15 protein-coding genes are annotated in these 15652 nt (G+C 72.0%); 8 read left to right on the top strand and 7 right to left on the bottom strand.

Features of this window, described 5'->3' with window-relative positions; translation table 11 throughout:
* Positions 1-104: 104 nt before the first annotated feature.
* Together KDN32_RS20090 and KDN32_RS20085 are read right to left on the bottom strand one after the other, a co-directional pair.
* Positions 105-554, bottom strand: a complete 450-nt coding sequence (locus KDN32_RS20090) for a nucleoside deaminase (protein WP_249217273.1) — start codon at positions 552-554, stop codon at positions 105-107.
* On the bottom strand, positions 551-1036 hold the full coding sequence (locus KDN32_RS20085; RefSeq protein ID WP_307854238.1) for a tRNA adenosine deaminase-associated protein: 486 nt from the start codon (positions 1034-1036) through the stop codon (positions 551-553). Before KDN32_RS20085 ends, KDN32_RS20090 begins: the two co-directional genes overlap by 4 nt.
* 133 nt (positions 1037-1169) lie before the next feature.
* Here KDN32_RS20085 and upp point away from each other — a divergent pair, with 133 nt between their 5' ends.
* The 3 genes from upp to pntB all read left to right on the top strand — a co-directional run bounded on the left by upp (position 1170) and on the right by pntB (position 5019).
* Positions 1170-1811 (top strand): uracil phosphoribosyltransferase, encoded by a 642-nt coding sequence (gene upp, locus KDN32_RS20080; RefSeq protein ID WP_211734193.1) that lies wholly within the window; start codon positions 1170-1172, stop codon positions 1809-1811.
* A 236-nt stretch (positions 1812-2047) separates the two neighbouring features.
* Positions 2048-3577, top strand: a complete 1530-nt coding sequence (locus KDN32_RS20075; RefSeq protein ID WP_211734191.1) for a Re/Si-specific NAD(P)(+) transhydrogenase subunit alpha — start codon at positions 2048-2050, stop codon at positions 3575-3577.
* Positions 3577-5019, top strand: a complete 1443-nt coding sequence (gene pntB / locus KDN32_RS20070) for a Re/Si-specific NAD(P)(+) transhydrogenase subunit beta (protein WP_372446600.1) — start codon at positions 3577-3579, stop codon at positions 5017-5019. The genes KDN32_RS20075 and pntB overlap by 1 nt, the downstream gene beginning before the upstream one ends.
* A gap of 21 nt (positions 5020-5040) precedes the next feature.
* Here the strand turns inward: pntB and KDN32_RS20065 are convergent, their stop codons facing one another.
* Positions 5041-6060, bottom strand: a complete 1020-nt coding sequence (locus KDN32_RS20065; RefSeq protein ID WP_211734189.1) for a LacI family DNA-binding transcriptional regulator — start codon at positions 6058-6060, stop codon at positions 5041-5043.
* Between the two features lie 129 nt (positions 6061-6189).
* Here KDN32_RS20065 and KDN32_RS20060 point away from each other — a divergent pair, with 129 nt between their 5' ends.
* The 5 genes from KDN32_RS20060 (at position 6190) to KDN32_RS20040 (ending at position 12973) form a co-directional block, all read left to right on the top strand.
* Positions 6190-7476, top strand: a complete 1287-nt coding sequence (locus KDN32_RS20060; protein ID WP_211734187.1) for a sugar ABC transporter substrate-binding protein — start codon at positions 6190-6192, stop codon at positions 7474-7476.
* Positions 7477-7613: 137 nt separating this feature from the next.
* Positions 7614-9239: an ABC transporter permease subunit gene (locus tag KDN32_RS20055; protein WP_211734185.1), complete on the top strand. Its 1626-nt coding sequence runs from the start codon at positions 7614-7616 to the stop codon at positions 9237-9239.
* A gap of 1 nt (position 9240) precedes the next feature.
* Positions 9241-10197, top strand: a complete 957-nt coding sequence (locus tag KDN32_RS20050) for a sugar ABC transporter permease (protein ID WP_249217272.1) — start codon at positions 9241-9243, stop codon at positions 10195-10197.
* A gap of 8 nt (positions 10198-10205) precedes the next feature.
* On the top strand, positions 10206-12095 hold the full coding sequence (locus tag KDN32_RS20045; RefSeq protein ID WP_211734183.1) for a glycoside hydrolase family 13 protein: 1890 nt from the start codon (positions 10206-10208) through the stop codon (positions 12093-12095).
* Complete coding sequence (locus KDN32_RS20040; protein WP_211734181.1) at positions 12092-12973, top strand: phosphotransferase family protein; 882 nt, start codon at positions 12092-12094, stop codon at positions 12971-12973. Before KDN32_RS20045 ends, KDN32_RS20040 begins: the two co-directional genes overlap by 4 nt.
* 9 nt (positions 12974-12982) lie before the next feature.
* Here KDN32_RS20040 and KDN32_RS20035 read toward each other — a convergent pair whose 3' ends face one another.
* Genes KDN32_RS20035 through KDN32_RS20020 form a run of 4 tightly spaced genes read right to left on the bottom strand, consistent with a single transcriptional unit; the run spans position 12983 to position 15600 of the window.
* Positions 12983-13465 (bottom strand): DUF2231 domain-containing protein, encoded by a 483-nt coding sequence (locus KDN32_RS20035; RefSeq protein ID WP_211734179.1) that lies wholly within the window; start codon positions 13463-13465, stop codon positions 12983-12985.
* Positions 13466-13485: 20 nt separating this feature from the next.
* Positions 13486-14220: a VIT1/CCC1 transporter family protein gene (locus KDN32_RS20030; RefSeq protein ID WP_211734178.1), complete on the bottom strand. Its 735-nt coding sequence runs from the start codon at positions 14218-14220 to the stop codon at positions 13486-13488.
* A gap of 55 nt (positions 14221-14275) precedes the next feature.
* Positions 14276-14833 carry an RNA 2',3'-cyclic phosphodiesterase gene (thpR, locus tag KDN32_RS20025; protein ID WP_211734176.1) on the bottom strand — a complete coding sequence of 186 codons (558 nt, stop codon included), beginning with the start codon at positions 14831-14833 and terminating at the stop codon, positions 14276-14278.
* Positions 14833-15600 carry an acyl-CoA dehydrogenase family protein gene (locus KDN32_RS20020; protein ID WP_443678668.1) on the bottom strand — a complete coding sequence of 256 codons (768 nt, stop codon included), beginning with the start codon at positions 15598-15600 and terminating at the stop codon, positions 14833-14835. Before KDN32_RS20020 ends, thpR begins: the two co-directional genes overlap by 1 nt.
* Positions 15601-15652 lie beyond the last annotated feature (52 nt).

Raw genomic sequence — 15652 nt, 5'->3', positions numbered from 1 at the left:
CAGTGGCCAGGCGTCGTCCCGGGGTGTCCAGGACAGCGGTTGGCCACTGGACTACCCCGGCCCGGCGCAGGGGGCCACCCCGCCCCGCCCCGGCCCGGCGGACGTCAGCGGCGGGAGGCGAAGAAGCCGTCGAGGAGCGCGGTGGACTCCTCGGCGAGCACACCGCCCACCACCTCGGGGCGGTGGTTGAGCCGACGGTCGCGCACGACGTCCCAGAGCGAGCCGACGGCGCCCAGCTTGTCGTCGTACGCCCCGAACACGAGCCGGTCGACGCGGGCGAGGACGAGGGCGCCGGCACACATGGTGCAGGGCTCCAGGGTCACGACCAGCGTGCACCCGGTGAGGCGCCACCCGCCGCGGGCGGCCGCGGCGGCACGCAGCGCGACCACCTCGGCGTGACCCGTCGGGTCGCCCTCGGCCTCGCGCGTGTTGCGGCCGGTGCCGAGGACGGCGCCGGCCTCGTCGAGCACGACGGCGCCGACCGGCACGTCGTCACCGACGAGCGCCGACCGCGCCTCGGCCAGGGCCAGGCGCATCGCGTCCTCGTACGTCATGCAGACGTCAGTCCGACGGTGTCGTCGAAGAGCTGGCCGAAGCCGAGCCGGCCCGCGATGTCGGAGAGCACCTCGTCAGGGTAGAGCTCGACGTCGTCGAGGAGCGCCCCGAGGTCGATCGCGTGCAGCCCCAGGTCGGCGAGCAGGTCGAGGTCGCCGGCCGGCACCTCGACGTCGTCGTCCTCCGGCGGCGGCAGGCCGAGGAAGTCGATGGCCGACTGCGCCAGCTCCCACTCGTCGGCCGCGGTGACGTCGGAGAGCAGGACGCGGGTGCTGGGCCCGTCGACGCGCACCAGCACGAAGAAGTCCTCGTCGACCGCCACCATCGCGACGGCGCCGGCGTCGCCGGGGAGCCGGCGCAGTGCGTGGCTCAGCGACTCGACGGAGTCGAAGGCGGGCGAGGCGATGTCCTGCAGCTGCCAGGCGCCGTCCTCGCGGAAGGCGGCCAGCGCGAAGTCGACCTCGGCGCTCTGCTCGGTCACGGCACACCTCCCCACGCGTCGTCTGACCCGTCCAGAGTCGCAGAAACGCGGAGGCCCGCCAACCCTCTTCCGCACCCGGTCCCGCGCGCTCCTGCCTCGATCCGCACGGCTCCCGCCCACTAGGGTGATGACCATGCGCCTGCACGTGGTGAACCACCCCCTCGTCTCCCACAAGCTCACGGTCCTCCGCGACCAGGACACCGACTCCCCGACCTTCCGTCGGCTGACCGACGAGCTGGTCACCCTCCTCGCCTACGAGGCGACCCGCGAGGTGCGCGTCGAGCCGATGGGCATCACCACCCCGGTCGGCCCGACCACCGGCGTCTACCTCGCCCAGCCCAAGCCGATGGTGGTCCCGATCCTGCGGGCCGGACTCGGCATGCTCGACGGGATGATGCGGCTGCTGCCGACGGCCGAGGTCGGCTTCCTCGGCATGGTCCGCAACGAGGAGACCCTCGAGGCGTCGACCTACGCCGAGCGCCTGCCCGAGGACCTGTCCGGGCGCCAGTGCTACGTCCTCGACCCGATGCTCGCGACCGGCGGCACGCTCGCCGCCGCGATCCGGTTCCTCACCGACCGCGGCGCCGACGACATCACCGCGATCTGCCTGCTCGTCGCCCCCGAGGGCGTCGCCAACCTCGAGGCCGGCCTCGAGGGCCTCGACGTCCCGGTCACGGTCGTCACCGCCGCCCAGGACGAGAAGCTCAACGACAAGGGCTACATCGTCCCGGGCCTCGGCGACGCCGGCGACCGGCTCTACGGCGTCGCGCACTGACCTCGCTCTTCTCGCCCTCCTCGAAAGTCCCCGGATATCCGGGGACTTTCGTGCTTCGCACCCGAGATCTCAGGTGCGAAGCACGAGTCCCGGGTGCGAAGCCGCCCGGCGGCCGCGCATGGATCGATCCAACCGCGGGGCGAGTGACGACGGTCACCTGAGACTCCCGTGGCAGGCACTCGGTGTTCGGTACGTTGAGCGCGGCCAGACACCCGTGCCCCACGCAGGAGGCAGCAGTGCGCATCGGCATCCCCCGCGAGTCCCGTCCCGGCGAGACGCTGGTCGCGGCCACCGCGACCACGGCCTCCCGGCTCGCCGCCCTCGGCTACGACGTCGTCGTCGAGCAGGACGCGGGCGCCGCGGCCGACCAACCCGACACGGCGTACGCCGACGCGGGCGTCACCGTCGGGTCCTCCGACGACGTGTGGTCCAGCGACGTCGTGGTGAAGGTCAACGCGCCCTCCGACGAGGAGCTCGCGCGGCTGCGGCCCGGCGCGACCGTCGTCGGCCTGCTGGCACCCGCGCGCAGCCCCGAGCTCGTCGAGCGCCTCGCGGCGGCCGGCGTGACCGCGCTCGCGATGGACGCGGTGCCCCGCATCTCGCGGGCGCAGTCGATGGACGTGCTGTCCAGCATGGCCAACGTCGCCGGCTACCGCGCGGTGATCGAGGCGGCGCACGAGTTCGGCCGGCTGTTCACCGGCCAGGTCACCGCCGCCGGCAAGGTCCCGCCGGCGCGGGTCTTCGTCGTCGGTGCCGGCGTCGCCGGTCTCGCCGCCATCGGTGCCGCGGGCTCGCTGGGCGCGGTGGTGCGCGCGTTCGACGTACGCCCCGAGGTGGCCGAGCAGGTCGAGTCGATGGGCGCACAGTTCGTCACGGTCGAGATGGAGCAGGAGGTCTCCTCCGACGGCTACGCCAAGGAGATGACCGCCGAGCAGGAGGCCGCGACCGCGGCGATGTACGACGAGGAGGCGCGCGCCGCCGACATCGTCATCACGACCGCGCTCATCCCCGGGCGCCCCGCACCGCTCCTGGTCACCGCCGAGACGGTCGCGGCGATGCGCCCCGGCTCGGTCGTCGTCGACATGGCCGCGGCCAACGGCGGCAACGTCGCGGCGACCGTGGCCGACGAGAAGGTGGTCACCGCGGGCGGCGTGACCGTCCTGGGCTACACCGACCTCGCCGGGCGCCTCGCGGCCCAGACCAGCCAGCTCTACGGCACCAACGTCGTCAACCTGCTCACGCTGCTCACCCCGGAGAAGGACGGGCGGCTCACCCTCGACCTCGACGACGTCATCCAGCGCGGCATCACCGTCACGCGGGACGGGGCGACCATGTGGCCCCCGCCGCCGGTCCAGGTCTCGGCCGCGCCGACCACCACCGCCCCGGCCGCACCGGAGCCCGCGCCCGCGAAGGCGCCACCGGACCCCCGCCGGCGGTGGTACGCCGCCGGGCTGGCCGCGGTGCTGTTCCTCGCCCTCGCGACCGCCGCGCCGGCGAGCTTCCTGCCCAGCCTGACCGTCTTCGTGCTCGCGGTGGTGATCGGCTTCTACGTCATCGGCAACGTCCACCACGCGCTGCACACGCCGCTCATGAGCGTCACCAACGCCATCAGCGGGATCATCGTGGTCGGCGCGATCCTCCAGGCGCCCGTCGACAACGTCGCCGTCCAGGTGATCGCCGGGATCGCGATCCTGCTCGCCAGCATCAACGTCTTCGGTGGCTTCCTGGTCACCCGGCGGATGCTCAACATGTTCCAGAAGGGCTGATCGGCGTGGAGTCCTTCGTCACCGGCGCCTACATCCTCGCGGCGCTGCTCTTCATCCTCGCCCTCGCCGGGCTGAGCAAGCACGAGACCGCGCGGCGCGGCAACGCCTTCGGCATGGCCGGCATGGGCCTGGCGCTGGTCGCCACGCTGCTGCTGGTCCTGCGCTACCTCACCGAGGACCTGCTGGTCGACAAGACGTCGATCTGGGTGGGGCTGGTGATCATCGCGCTCGCCGGCTCGGTCGGCGCGACGATCGGGATCCGGCTCGCGCGCAGCGTGGAGATGACCGGCATGCCCGAGCTGATCGCGATGATGCACAGCTTCGTGGGCCTCGCCGCCGTGCTGGTCGGCTACAACACCTTCATCGAGGCGGCGTCGCTCTTCGGCGACGTCGGCGTCGCCCCCGACGGCATCCACAACGGCGAGGTGTTCCTCGGCGTCTTCATCGGCGCCGTGACCTTCACCGGCTCGGTCGTCGCCAACCGCAAGCTGGCCGCGAAGATGAGCTCGGCGCCGATGATGCTGCCGGGGCGCCACCTGCTCAACCTGGCGATCCTCGTCGCGTCCGCCGTGCTGATGGTGTGGTTCATGCTGTCCGACGGGTGGATCGGGCTGGTGCCGCTGGGCCTGATGACGGTCCTCGCGCTGGTGCTCGGCTTCCACCTCGTCGCCGCCATCGGCGGCGGCGACATGCCGGTCGTGGTGTCGATGCTCAACAGCTACTCCGGGTGGGCGGCGGCCGCGGCCGGCTTCATGCTCGGCAACGACCTGCTGATCGTCACCGGAGCCCTGGTCGGCTCGTCGGGTGCGATCCTCAGCTACATCATGTGCCGGGCGATGAACCGCTCGTTCGTCAGCGTCATCGCCGGCGGGTTCGGCTCCGACGGCGCGGTGAGCGGCGAGGCCCGCGACTACGGCGAGCACCGCGAGATCCAGGCCGACGCGGTCGCCGACCTGCTGGCCGGCGCCTCGTCGGTCGTGATCACCCCGGGCTACGGCATGGCCGTGGCCCAGGCGCAGTACCCGGTCGCGGAGCTGACGAAGCGGCTGCGCGAGAAGGGAGTCGACGTGCGCTTCGGCATCCACCCGGTCGCGGGCCGCCTCCCGGGGCACATGAACGTGCTGCTCGCCGAGGCGAAGGTGCCCTACGACATCGTGCTGGAGATGGACGAGATCAACGACGACCTCCCCGACACCGACGTCGTGCTGGTCATCGGCGCCAACGACACCGTCAACCCCGCGGCGATGGAGGAGCCGGGGTCGCCGATCGCGGGCATGCCGGTGCTCGAGGTCTGGAAGGCGAAGGACGTCATCGTCTTCAAGCGGTCCATGGCCACCGGCTACGCCGGCGTGCAGAACCCGCTCTTCTTCAAGGACAACACCCAGATGCTCTTCGGCGACGCCAAGGACAAGGTCAACGAGATCGTGGCTGCGCTCGGCTGAGCGAGGCGGCGTGGCCGGGCGTCAGTCCGGTGCGCTGGCCGTCGAGCCCCGGACGACCAGCTCGGGGCGGTAGAGCACCTCGCCCCCGCGCGGGGGCGTGCCGGCGATCTGCTCGGCGATCTCCTGGCTCGCGGCCTGGGCGAGCGCCTCGGCGGGCTGGCGCACGGTGGTGAGTGGCGGGTCGCAGAACTCCATCATCTGGCTGTCGTCGCTCCCGACGACCGACACGTCCTCCGGCACCCGCAGCCCGCGCCCGCGGGCGGCCCGCACGACGCCGAGCGCCATCACGTCGGAGCCGCAGATGATGCCGGTGACGCCGCGGTCCAGCAGCCGCTCGGCGGCGCTCTGCCCGCCCTGCACGGAGTACGTCGTGCTCTCCACGAGCTGGGTCACGTCGAGGTCGTCCGGGACCAGGCCGCGTCGCTCCACGCTGGCCAGGAAGGCGTCCTTCTTGCGCTGCGCCGGGACGTACCTCAGCTGCCCGAGCGCGGCGCCGATGCGGCGATGTCCCATGTGCTCGAGGTGCTGCACGGCGAGCTCGACGGCGGCCTCGTCGTCGGTCGACACGCACGGCGCCTCGAGGCCGGCGAGCGCCCCGTTGACCAGCACGACCGGCAGTCCCAGGTCGAGCAGCCGCTGGTAGCGGGCGGGATCGCTGTTGACCAGCGCGTGCACCCCGGAGACGAAGACGATGCCGGCGACCGAGTGCTCGAGCAGGTTCGCGACGTAGTCGTCCTCGTGCACGCCGCCGAGGGTCTGGCTGCACAGCACCGTGGACAGGCCCACCCGGGAGAGGTGGAGCTCGAGGTGGTGGGCCAGGCGCGGGAAGAACGGGTTCTCCAGCTCGGGCATCACCAGGCCGACGAGCCCCCCGGCGCGCGGGCGCAGCCGCACGGGCCGGTCGTAGCCGAGCACGTCGATCGCGGTGAGCACCTGTCGCCGGGTCTGCGGGCTGACGTTGGGCTGCTCGTTGAGGACCCGGCTGACGGTGCTGATGCTCACGCCGGAGCGCTCGGCGATCTCGCTCAGCCTGATCCTCACGCGGGTCACTCTAGTGACCCTCGCCACCTCGGGCACCACATCTCATGGGATTTTTTGCAGCCCCTTTTCATCCCTGCAAACCGCTGCTAGGTTGTGGCGACCCTCACACCTGCCGCACTCGGAGGACCCATGCGCAGACTGTCCCGCACCCTCGGCCCCGTCGCCGTCGCGGTGCTCGCCCTCACCGCCGCGGGCTGCGGCGGCGGATCCGGATCGAGCGACAGCTCGTCCAGCTCCGACAGCAGCTCCAGCTCGAGCCCGTCCGCCGACTCCGGGGGTGGCGACGCCGACCTCCTCGTGTGGACCGACTCGCTCAAGATCGACGCGGTCAAGCAGGTCGCCGAGGACTTCGGCGAGGCCAACGGCATCAACGTCAAGGTCCAGGCGATCTCGGAGGACCTGCAGGGCAGCTTCGTGACCGCGGACGCGGCCGGCAACGGTCCCGACGTCGTCGTCGGCGCCCACGACTGGATCGGCAACCTGGTCCAGAACGGCGCCATCGACCCGCTCAACCTCGCGCCCGACGAGCTCTCCGGCTACTCGGAGAAGGCCGTGCAGGCGACGACCTACGACGGCAAGCTCTACGGCGTGCCCTACGGCATCGAGGCGCTCGCGCTCTACCGCAACACCGAGGTCGCGCCCGACGAGCCGGCCACCATGGACGACGCCATCGCCGAGGGCGAGGCCGCGGTCAAGGCCGGCAAGGTCGACTCCGCCCTCAACCTGCCGGTCGGCGAGCTCGGCGACGCGTACCACATGGAGCCGATCCTGACCTCGTTCGGCGGCTACATCTTCTCCTACGACGACGCCACCGGCTACGACGCCCAGGACGTCGGCATCGGCAAGGAGGGCTCGATCAAGGCGGCCGAGGAGATCTCCAAGCTCGCCCAGTCCAAGGTGCTGCGCACCTCGATCAGCGGCGACAACTCGATCGCCCTGTTCACCAGCGGCAAGGCCGCCTTCCTCGTCTCCGGTCCGTGGGCCCTCGCCGACGTGAAGAAGGCCGGCTTCGACTACGCCATCCAGCCCGTGCCCGGCTTCGCCGGCCAGGGCGACGCGGCGCCGTTCATGGGCGCCCAGGCGTTCATGGTCGCCGCCCACGGCACGAACAAGGACATCGCGCAGGAGTTCGTCAACAACGGCGTCAACAGCGAGGACGCCATGATGACCCTCTACGAGGGCACCCAGCTCCCGCCGGCCATGACCGCCGTGCAGGACCAGGTCGACGACCCCGACCTGAGCGTCTTCACCGAGGCAGCCAACGTGGCCGCGCCGATGCCCGCCATCCCGGCGATGGCCTCGGTCTGGGAGCCGCTCGGCAAGGCCTACGCCGCGATCGTCAGCGGCAAGGACCCGGCCGCGACCATCAAGTCCGCCGGCGACACCATCACCAAGGCGATCGCCGACGCCGGCTGAGCCCGCAGGCACGACCCCGGCGGGCGGCGCACGCCGCCGCCCGCCCGGGGCCGTGCTCGACGCGCCCGCGCCCGTCCGGGCGCCCGCACACCCGTCCCACCTGCTCAGCCCGCTCGGACCCTGAAGGGGAACTGACCATGGCGGACCTCCAGACCAGCGAGCCCTCGACCAGCTCGTCGACCGACCCCGGGCCACGACGTCCCCGGTTCACGCAGCCCGGTCGCGACGGCGTGCCCGCGCTGCTGGTGAAGGTGCTCTTCCTCGGTGTCGTCGTCGGCACCGCGATCGCCCTCACGCCGGCCCTCGTCGGCAACGGGTCGTGGTTCTTCCTCGGCGCCATCTGGGTGGTCGCCGCGATCCTCGTCGCGACCTACGCCACGGGCCGCGCGCTGCCGGCCAAGTACCTCGTGCCCGGAACGCTCATGCTGGCGCTCTTCGTCGTCTACCCGATCGCGCTGACCGCGAAGACCTCCTTCACCAACTACGGCGACGGCACCCGCAACGACAAGCAGACGACCGTCGACCAGATCGTCGGCTCGTCGGTCACCCGGTCCGCCGACTCGCCGCAGTACAACCTCACGGTCGCCACCGACGGCGACCCCGCCTCGGGCCCCTTCACCTACTTCCTGGTCCCGCAGGACGACCCGGAGACGGTCTACGAGGGCACGCCCGACGGCCTCGAGGACGCCCCGGACGGGGTCACCCTGGACAACGGACGGGTCACCGCCGTCGACGGCTACACGATCTTGAACATCAAGCAGATCAGCGCCGCGTCCGACGACCTCGACGAGATCGCGGTCCCGACCGACGACGACACCTTCATCGTCCGCGACGGCACGAGCGAGGCGTTCGAGGGAGCGCCCACGCTGGTCTACGACGAGGACGCCGACACGATCACCGACACCACGAGCGACACGGTCTACTCCGTCGCCAAGCAGGGCGACCGCGAGTACTTCGTGGACGGCGACGGCACCCGGATCTCCGACCAGTCCTGGACCGCCAACGTCGGGCTGCGCAACTACGAGCGGATCGCCACCGACGCCCAGATCCGCACCGACTTCGCGAAGATCTTCATCTGGAACGTCATCTTCGCCACCGTGTCGGTGATCGGCACCTTCCTGCTCGGCCTGCTCTTCGCGATCACCCTCAACGACCCGCGGGTGCGTGGGCAGAAGATCTACCGCGCGCTGCTGATCCTCCCCTACGCGATCCCGGGCTTCATCTCGCTGCTGCTCTGGTCGAGCTTCTACAACCGGGACTTCGGCCTGATCAACGACCTCACCGGGCTGGACGTCAACTGGTTCGGTGGGGCCACGACCGCCAAGATCGCGGTGCTCATCACGAACCTCTGGATGGGCTTCCCCTACATGTTCCTGGTCTCGACCGGCGCGCTGCAGGCGATCCCGGAGGACCTGCGCGAGGCGGCGACGATCGACGGCGCGGGCGGGTTCGCCGGCTTCCGGCGGATCACCTTCCCGCTGCTCCTGGTGACGGTCGCGCCGCTGCTGGTGGCGACGTTCGCCTTCAACTTCAACAACTTCGGTGCCATCTACCTCCTCACCGGTGGCGGCCCGTTCACGCCGGAGAACCCGACGGCCGGTGGCACCGACATCCTGATCAGCTATCTCTACCGCCTCGCCTTCGGCGCGGGCGGCGTGCAGATCGGCTTCGCGTCCGCCGTCTCGGTGGTCCTCTTCGTCATCACCGGCGTGATGGCAGCCCTGCAGTTCCGCGCCACCCGCTCGCTCGAGGATGTGAACTGAGATGACCCAGGTCCAGGGCCCGCCGCCGGGCACCACCCTCGTCGAGGACGCCCCACCCACGGAGTCCGGGGGCGGCCGCCGCCGCCGCGACCCGGCCCCGCGGACGAAGATGCCCCCGGGCCGGTGGTTCCGGGAGATCGGCTGGCGCCACCTCGTCGGCGTGCTGGCCGTGGTGTGGGCGCTCTTCCCGGTGTCCTACCTCGTGTCGGCCTCGCTCAACCCGCTCGGCAACGTCGTCACCTCGACGATGATCCCGAGGTCGTTCAGCCTCGACAACTTCACCCAGCTCATCGACGAGCAGCCCTTCGGCACGTGGTACCGCAACAGCATCATCGTGTGCGTCTGCGTGGTGTTCGTGCAGCTGCTGTTCAGCACGTTCGCCGCGTACGCCTTCAGCCGCTTCCGGTTCAAGGGCCGCCGCGGCGGCCTCCTCGCGCTGCTGCTGATCCAGATGTTCCCGCAGTTCCTCGCCGCGGTCGCGCTCTACCTGATGTTCACCGAGATCGGCGAGGTCATCCCGGCCATCGGCCTCGACACGCTGCCCGGCTACATCCTGATGATGTGCGGCGGCTCGCTCGGCCAGGTCTGGCTGATCAAGGGCTTCTTCGACTCGATCCCGATGTCGCTCGACGAGGCGGCGATGATCGACGGGGCCAGCCACGTGCAGGTCTTCTTCCGGATCATCCTGCCGCTGCTCCGGCCGATCCTCGCGATCTGCGGCCTGCTCGTCTTCGTCGGCGTGATGGGCGAGTTCCTGATGGCGTCGATCTTCCTGCGCGACGAGGGCAACAAGACGCTCGCGACCGGCCTCTACGGCCTGATCGACGCCGACCGCTCCAACAACCTCGGCGTCTTCGCCGCGGGCTCGATCATGACCGCCATCCCCGTGGTCCTGCTGTTCCTCTACCTCCAGAAGTTCATCGTCGGCGGCATCACCGCCGGCGGTGTGAAGGGCTGATCCCGCCGATGCCGCACCACCCCCACCCGCTCGACCCGCACCACGACGGCTCGGTCCACTACGTCGTCGGCGACACGTCGGTCCTCGGTGGGGAGGTGACCCTGCGCGTGCGGGTGCCGCACGCCGAGGACGGCACGCCCGGCGCGACGCGCGTCGTGCTGCGGGCCGTACGCGACGGCGAGCCCGCGATCGGTCAGGCCGAGCAGGTGTCGACCGACGCGGCAGGCGCCTGGTGGGAGGTCACCCTGCGGCTGGTCAACCGGCTCACGTCCTACCGCTTCCTCGTCTCTCGCGGCCCCGACGACTTCCGCTGGCTCACCGCCACCGGCGTGCACGAGCGCGACGTCTCCGACGGCGGCGACTTCCGGATCAGCACCGACCACCGGCTGCCGGACTGGGTCGCCGACCAGGTCGGCTACCAGGTCTTCCCCGACCGCTTCGGCCGCACCGAGACCGACGCCCCGGTCCCGGACTGGGCGATCCCGTGCGACTGGGACCAGCCGGTCGTCCACAAGGGCCCCGACGTGCCCTACCAGCTCTACGGAGGCACGCTCGACGGTGTCGCCGACCACCTCGACCAGCTCGACCTGCTCGGGGCGACCCTCCTCTACCTGACCCCGGTCTTCGAGGCGTGGTCCACCCACCGCTACGACGCCGTGTCCTTCGACCGGGTCGACCCGCTGCTCGGCGGCGACGAGGCGCTCGAGCGGCTCGCGAAGGCGGCCCACGAGCACGGCCTGCGGCTGATGGGAGACCTGACGACCAACCACACCGGCCAGCACCACGACTGGTTCCTGCGCGCGCTCGCCGACCCGGACGCCCCCGAGCGGGCGTTCTACCGCTTCGGCGAGGACTACACCCACGGCTACGCCGCCTGGTTCGACATCGAGAGCCTGCCCAAGCTGGACCACACGTCCGAGGAGATGGCTCGGCGGCTCTACGCCGGCGACGAGTCGGTGGTCGCCCACTGGCTGCGCCGCGGGCTCGACGGGTGGCGCGTCGACGTCGCCAACATGACCGGTCGCCTCGGCGGCGACGACCTCGCCCACGCGGTCGCCCAGCGGATCCGGGGCACCATCGACGAGGTGTCGCCGGACGCCTGGCTGCTCGCCGAGCACGGCCACGACGCCACCGCCGACCTCATGGGTCCCGGCTGGCACGGCACGATGGACTACGCCGGCTTCACCCGTCCGGTGTGGTGCTGGCTCAACGGTGGCGCGCCGGACGGCCCAGGGCTCGCGCACGGCCTGGACTACCTCGGGCTGCCGGTCGACATCCCGGTGCTGCCCGGCACCGCCGCGGTGGCGACCATGCGGGAGGTGCACGGCGCAATGCCGTGGGCGTCGTGGCAGGGCTCGACGATGCACCTCGACTCCCACGACACCCCCCGGTTCCGCACCGTCGCCGGCGGCGGCACCGACGGCGGCGTGGACCTCGACGGCGTGGGTCGCGAGCTGCACCTCGTCGGGCTCGGGCTGCAGATGACGATGCCCGGCGTGCCGGTCGTCTTCATGGGCGACGAGCTCGGGCTGACCGCCGTCGACGGCGAGCACGCCCGTACGCCCTACCCGTGGGAGCACCCCGACACCTGGGACCGCCCGACCTTCGAGGCCTACCAGCAGTGGATCGCGCTGCGCCGCGACCACGTCGCGCTGCGCCGCGGCGGCCTGCGGTGGCTGCACGCGGGTGAGGACTCGATCACCTACCTCCGCGAGCACCCCGACGAGACCCTGCTCGTCCACGCCGTACGCCGTCCGACCGGCGCGGTCACCCTGCCGGCCGGTGCGCTCGGGCCGGACGCCTCGCTCGCCACCGTGGTCGGGGTCGACGCCGAGATGGCCGGGGGCACCGTGACGCTGCCCGGCGCGACCGGCGTCTGCGTCCACCGCGTCGGATGAGCGAGGGGGTGCAGCCGGGCGCCCTCGACCGGCTGCGCGCGGCCGGCTGGCCGGTCACCCACGAGGTCGGCCGCGGCATGGAGGGCGTGGTGGCGGCGCTCGAGGGCGACCGCGTGGTCAAGCTGTGGGACCGGCGTCCACGGGCCGAGGTCGACCGGCTGCGCGCGTTCTACGACGCGGTCGCCACCGGCCTGAGGGAGGCAGGGGCGCCGTTCGGGGTGCCGCGGATCTCCGAGGTGGGCGAGGTCGACGGACTCGTCGTCACCGTCCACCCGCGCCTGCGCGGGCGGGCGCTCGCGCTCGACGGCGCGGGGCCCGAGCCCGTGGTCGAGGTGCTGGAGTGGCTGGCCCGGGTCGAGCCGCACCCGGACATGGCGGCGCTGCCCGTGCCGGACGGCGAGGCGGCGTTCGACCCGGCGGTCCCCTTCGGGTGGTCGATGGCCGACCTGGTGGAGCGGCGCGCGCCGCTCCTCGCCGACGCCCTGCCCGCCGCGGTGGTCGAGCGGCTGGCCGTCGCCCTGCGTGCGCTGGAGCCGGTGCCGCCCAGGCTCGTGCACGGTGACCTCGGCCCGGTCCACGTGCTGCTCGAGGACGGTCGCCCGACCGGGCTGCTCGACTTCGGCTACGTCTCGACCCTCGGTGACCCGGCCTTCGACGCCGCCGTCGCGGCCTGCCTGCAGGACATGTTCAGCCCCGGCGCGGCGGCAGCGACCGCGGCGTTCGACGAGCTGTCGGTGCGGCGGCTCGGGCACGACCCGGCGCACCTCGTGCTGCACCGCGCGGCGTACGGCCTCGTCACCGCCAGCTGCCTGGCCGGCCACCCGGGTCGACACCTGACGTGGTGCCTCGACCTGGTCGCCGGGTGGGAGCGCCGCTGAGCCGGGCGGTCAGTCCTCGCCGGACTCGCCGCCGCTCGGCGTGGTGTTGGCGACGATGTCCTTCCAGACCGACGACGCGCCGGAGTGGCCGGCGTTGAAGACCGCGAACATCGCGAAGGCGAACGCGGCGAGCGCCACGACCGTGCCGATCGCCGAGGTCGACGCGGTCTGGCCGGCCCGGGCGAGGAGGAAGATGACGACGACAGCGGCGCCCAGCAGGACGTACATCGAGATCGCGGCGAGGTCGCCCTTCTCCGCGTGGTCGAAGCCGGGCTCACCGACCCGCCCCTCGAGCTGCTCGCCGCTCTCGGTCGCCGTGAAGGCGGAGATCGTAGCGATGGCGGAGAGCAGCAGGGTGGGCCAGCGCAGGCCCGTGCGCCAGGTCGGGCGCAGCGCGTAGGCGAGGAGCATCAGGGCGGCGAGGGGGCCGAGGACCACCACCGCGTGGACGACGAGTGCGTGGACGGGCAGGCCTGCGATGGTGTCGAACATCCGAGCTCCTCCGTTGGTGTCTAGCCGAGACTAGTGCCTGCGAGCATGCCGATGAGGTACGTGACACCCATCGCCAGCAGGCCGCCGGAGACGTTGCGCACGACGGCGGGCACGCGCGGGCTCAGCCCGATGCGGGCGCTCACGAAGCCGGTGAGGGCCAGCGCGGCCGCGACGCTCACCACGGTGAGGAGGACCCGGACGCTGTCGGGCACGAACGCGACGATCAGCAGCGGCAGCAGCGCGCCGACGGTGAAGGCCACCATCGAGGCCCACGCGGCGTGCCACGGGTTGGTCAGGTCGTCGGGGTCGATCCCGAACTCGATGTCGGCGTGCGCCCGCAGCGCGTCGTGCTCGGTGAGCTCGCGCGCCACCTGCTTCGCCGTCTCGGGCCGCAGGCCCTTCTCGACGTACATCCTGGCGAGCTCGCGCTCCTCGGTCTCCGGCATCTGCCGCAGCTCCTTCGCCTCGAGGGCGAGGATCGACTTCTCGGAGTCGCGCTGGGTGCTCACCGAGACGTACTCGCCGGCACCCATGCTCAGCGCGCCGGCGGTCAGCGCGGCGATGCCGGCGATGACGATCGCGCCGCTGTCGTCGGTGGCGCCGGCGACACCCATCACCACGCCGGCGGTCGACACGATGCCGTCGTTGGCGCCGAGGACGGCCGCGCGCAGCCAGTTCAGCCGCGCGCCGACGCTGTCGCCGAGCTCGTCGTGGAAGTGCTGCGGCTCCTCGTCGGTCCCGATCTCGATGCTCATGCCCCGATGCTCCCCCTGCATCCCGGGGCGTGCAACGAAGGTGAGGCTGTGCTCATCACCCCAACGTGTACGTCGCCAGCACCTCGTGGCGCGGCCGTCGCCGCGGGCCCTCGCCGAGGTGGGAGGAGACGAGCGCGACCTCCCCGACCTGCCAGCGTGGACCCTCGTACGCGTCGAGCAGCCGGACCCACGACGTGACGTTCGCCGGCCGGCCGAGGCGGGCCAGGGTGAGGTGGGGACGGAACCGCTGTCCGTCCACGCGGGCGCCGGCGCGCGACATCGCCGCCCGGCACGCCACGGCCAGCCGGTCCAGGGCGTCGTCGTCCTCGACCGCCAGTCCGGCGAAGAGCACCCGTGCGTCGTCGGGGTGGGGGAAGGCGCCGCCACCGCCGAGACGGGCGCCGAAGGCGGGGCGCCGGGCGGCCGCGTCGCGGAGCAGCTCGTCGAGCAGGTCCAGGCTGCGCTCGGGCAGCACGGCCGCGAAGGCCAGCGTGAGGTGCCACTGCTCGGCCGCCGACCAGCGCAGGTCGGCGGCCGCGCGACGCACCTCGAGGAACTCGTCGAGGTGCGCGACGACGTCGGGCGGCGGAACGACCGCGACGAACGCCCGCATCACAGGCCCAGGTCGCGCCCGATCAGCATCTTCATGATCTCGTTCGAGCCGGCCCAGATCTTGGTGACCCGGGCGTCGCGCCAGGCGCGGGCGACGCGGTACTCGTTCATGTAGCCGTAGCCGCCGTGCACCTGCACGCAGTGGTCGAGGACGTCGTTCTGGACCTGCGAGGTCCACCACTTCGCCTTGGCGGCGTCGACCGGGGTGAGCTCCTTGCGGTTGTGCGCGAGCACGCACTGGTCCACGAACGCCTGGGTGACGTCGACGCGGGTGACGAGGTCGGCGAGCAGGAACTGGGTGTTCTGGAAGGCGCCGATCGGCTGGCCGAACGCCTGGCGGTCCTTGGCGTACTGGACCGTCTCCTCGAGGATCTGCCTGGCGTGGGCGAGGTTGGTGATGGCCGAGCCGAGGCGCTCCTGCGGCAGGAACTGCATCATCGAGATGAAGCCGGTGTCGAGCGGGCCGACCAGGTCGGCGCCCGAGACGCGGACGTCCTCGAAGGCCAGCTCGGCGGTGTCGGACTCGTCCTGGCCGACCTTGTCGAGCACCCGGCCGACGCTGAAGCCGTCGAGGGTGGTGTCGACCGCGAAGAGCGAGATGCCCTTCGCCTTCTTCTCGGGGCTGGTGCGTGCGGCGACCAGGACGAGGTCGGCGGAGCCGCCGTTGGTGATGAAGGTCTTGGACCCGTTGATGATCCAGTCGTCGCCGTCGCGCACGGCCGTGGTCTTGAGGTTGGCCAGGTCCGAGCCGCCGCCGGGCTCGGTCATGCCGATCGCGGTGACCAGCTCGCCCGACGCGGCCCGCGGGAGCCAGCGCGCC

The sequence above is a fragment of the Nocardioides palaemonis genome (genome assembly GCF_018275325.1).
GTDB classification, from domain to species: Bacteria; Actinomycetota; Actinomycetes; order Propionibacteriales; family Nocardioidaceae; genus Nocardioides; species Nocardioides palaemonis.
The sequence above is the reverse complement of the archived record's forward strand: the minus strand, read 5'-3'. Positions and strand labels throughout refer to the sequence as shown.

What these genes read in the sequence shown, in the direction of transcription:
- KDN32_RS20020 (WP_443678668.1), bottom strand. Translation starts at nt 15,600, where the DNA reads ATGACCGAGCCCGGCGGCGGCTCGGACCTGGCCAACCTCAAGACCACG.
- KDN32_RS20045 (WP_211734183.1), top strand. Translation starts at nt 10,206, where the DNA reads ATGCCGCACCACCCCCACCCGCTCGACCCGCACCACGACGGCTCGGTC.
- KDN32_RS20035 (WP_211734179.1), bottom strand. Translation starts at nt 13,465, where the DNA reads ATGTTCGACACCATCGCAGGCCTGCCCGTCCACGCACTCGTCGTCCAC.
- KDN32_RS20090 (WP_249217273.1), bottom strand. Translation starts at nt 554, where the DNA reads ATGACGTACGAGGACGCGATGCGCCTGGCCCTGGCCGAGGCGCGGTCG.
- KDN32_RS20030 (WP_211734178.1), bottom strand. Translation starts at nt 14,220, where the DNA reads ATGAGCATCGAGATCGGGACCGACGAGGAGCCGCAGCACTTCCACGAC.
- KDN32_RS20040 (WP_211734181.1), top strand. Translation starts at nt 12,092, where the DNA reads ATGAGCGAGGGGGTGCAGCCGGGCGCCCTCGACCGGCTGCGCGCGGCC.
- KDN32_RS20055 (WP_211734185.1), top strand. Translation starts at nt 7,614, where the DNA reads ATGGCGGACCTCCAGACCAGCGAGCCCTCGACCAGCTCGTCGACCGAC.
- KDN32_RS20050 (WP_249217272.1), top strand. Translation starts at nt 9,241, where the DNA reads ATGACCCAGGTCCAGGGCCCGCCGCCGGGCACCACCCTCGTCGAGGAC.
- upp (WP_211734193.1), top strand. Translation starts at nt 1,170, where the DNA reads ATGCGCCTGCACGTGGTGAACCACCCCCTCGTCTCCCACAAGCTCACG.
- thpR (WP_211734176.1), bottom strand. Translation starts at nt 14,833, where the DNA reads ATGCGGGCGTTCGTCGCGGTCGTTCCGCCGCCCGACGTCGTCGCGCAC.
- KDN32_RS20060 (WP_211734187.1), top strand. Translation starts at nt 6,190, where the DNA reads ATGCGCAGACTGTCCCGCACCCTCGGCCCCGTCGCCGTCGCGGTGCTC.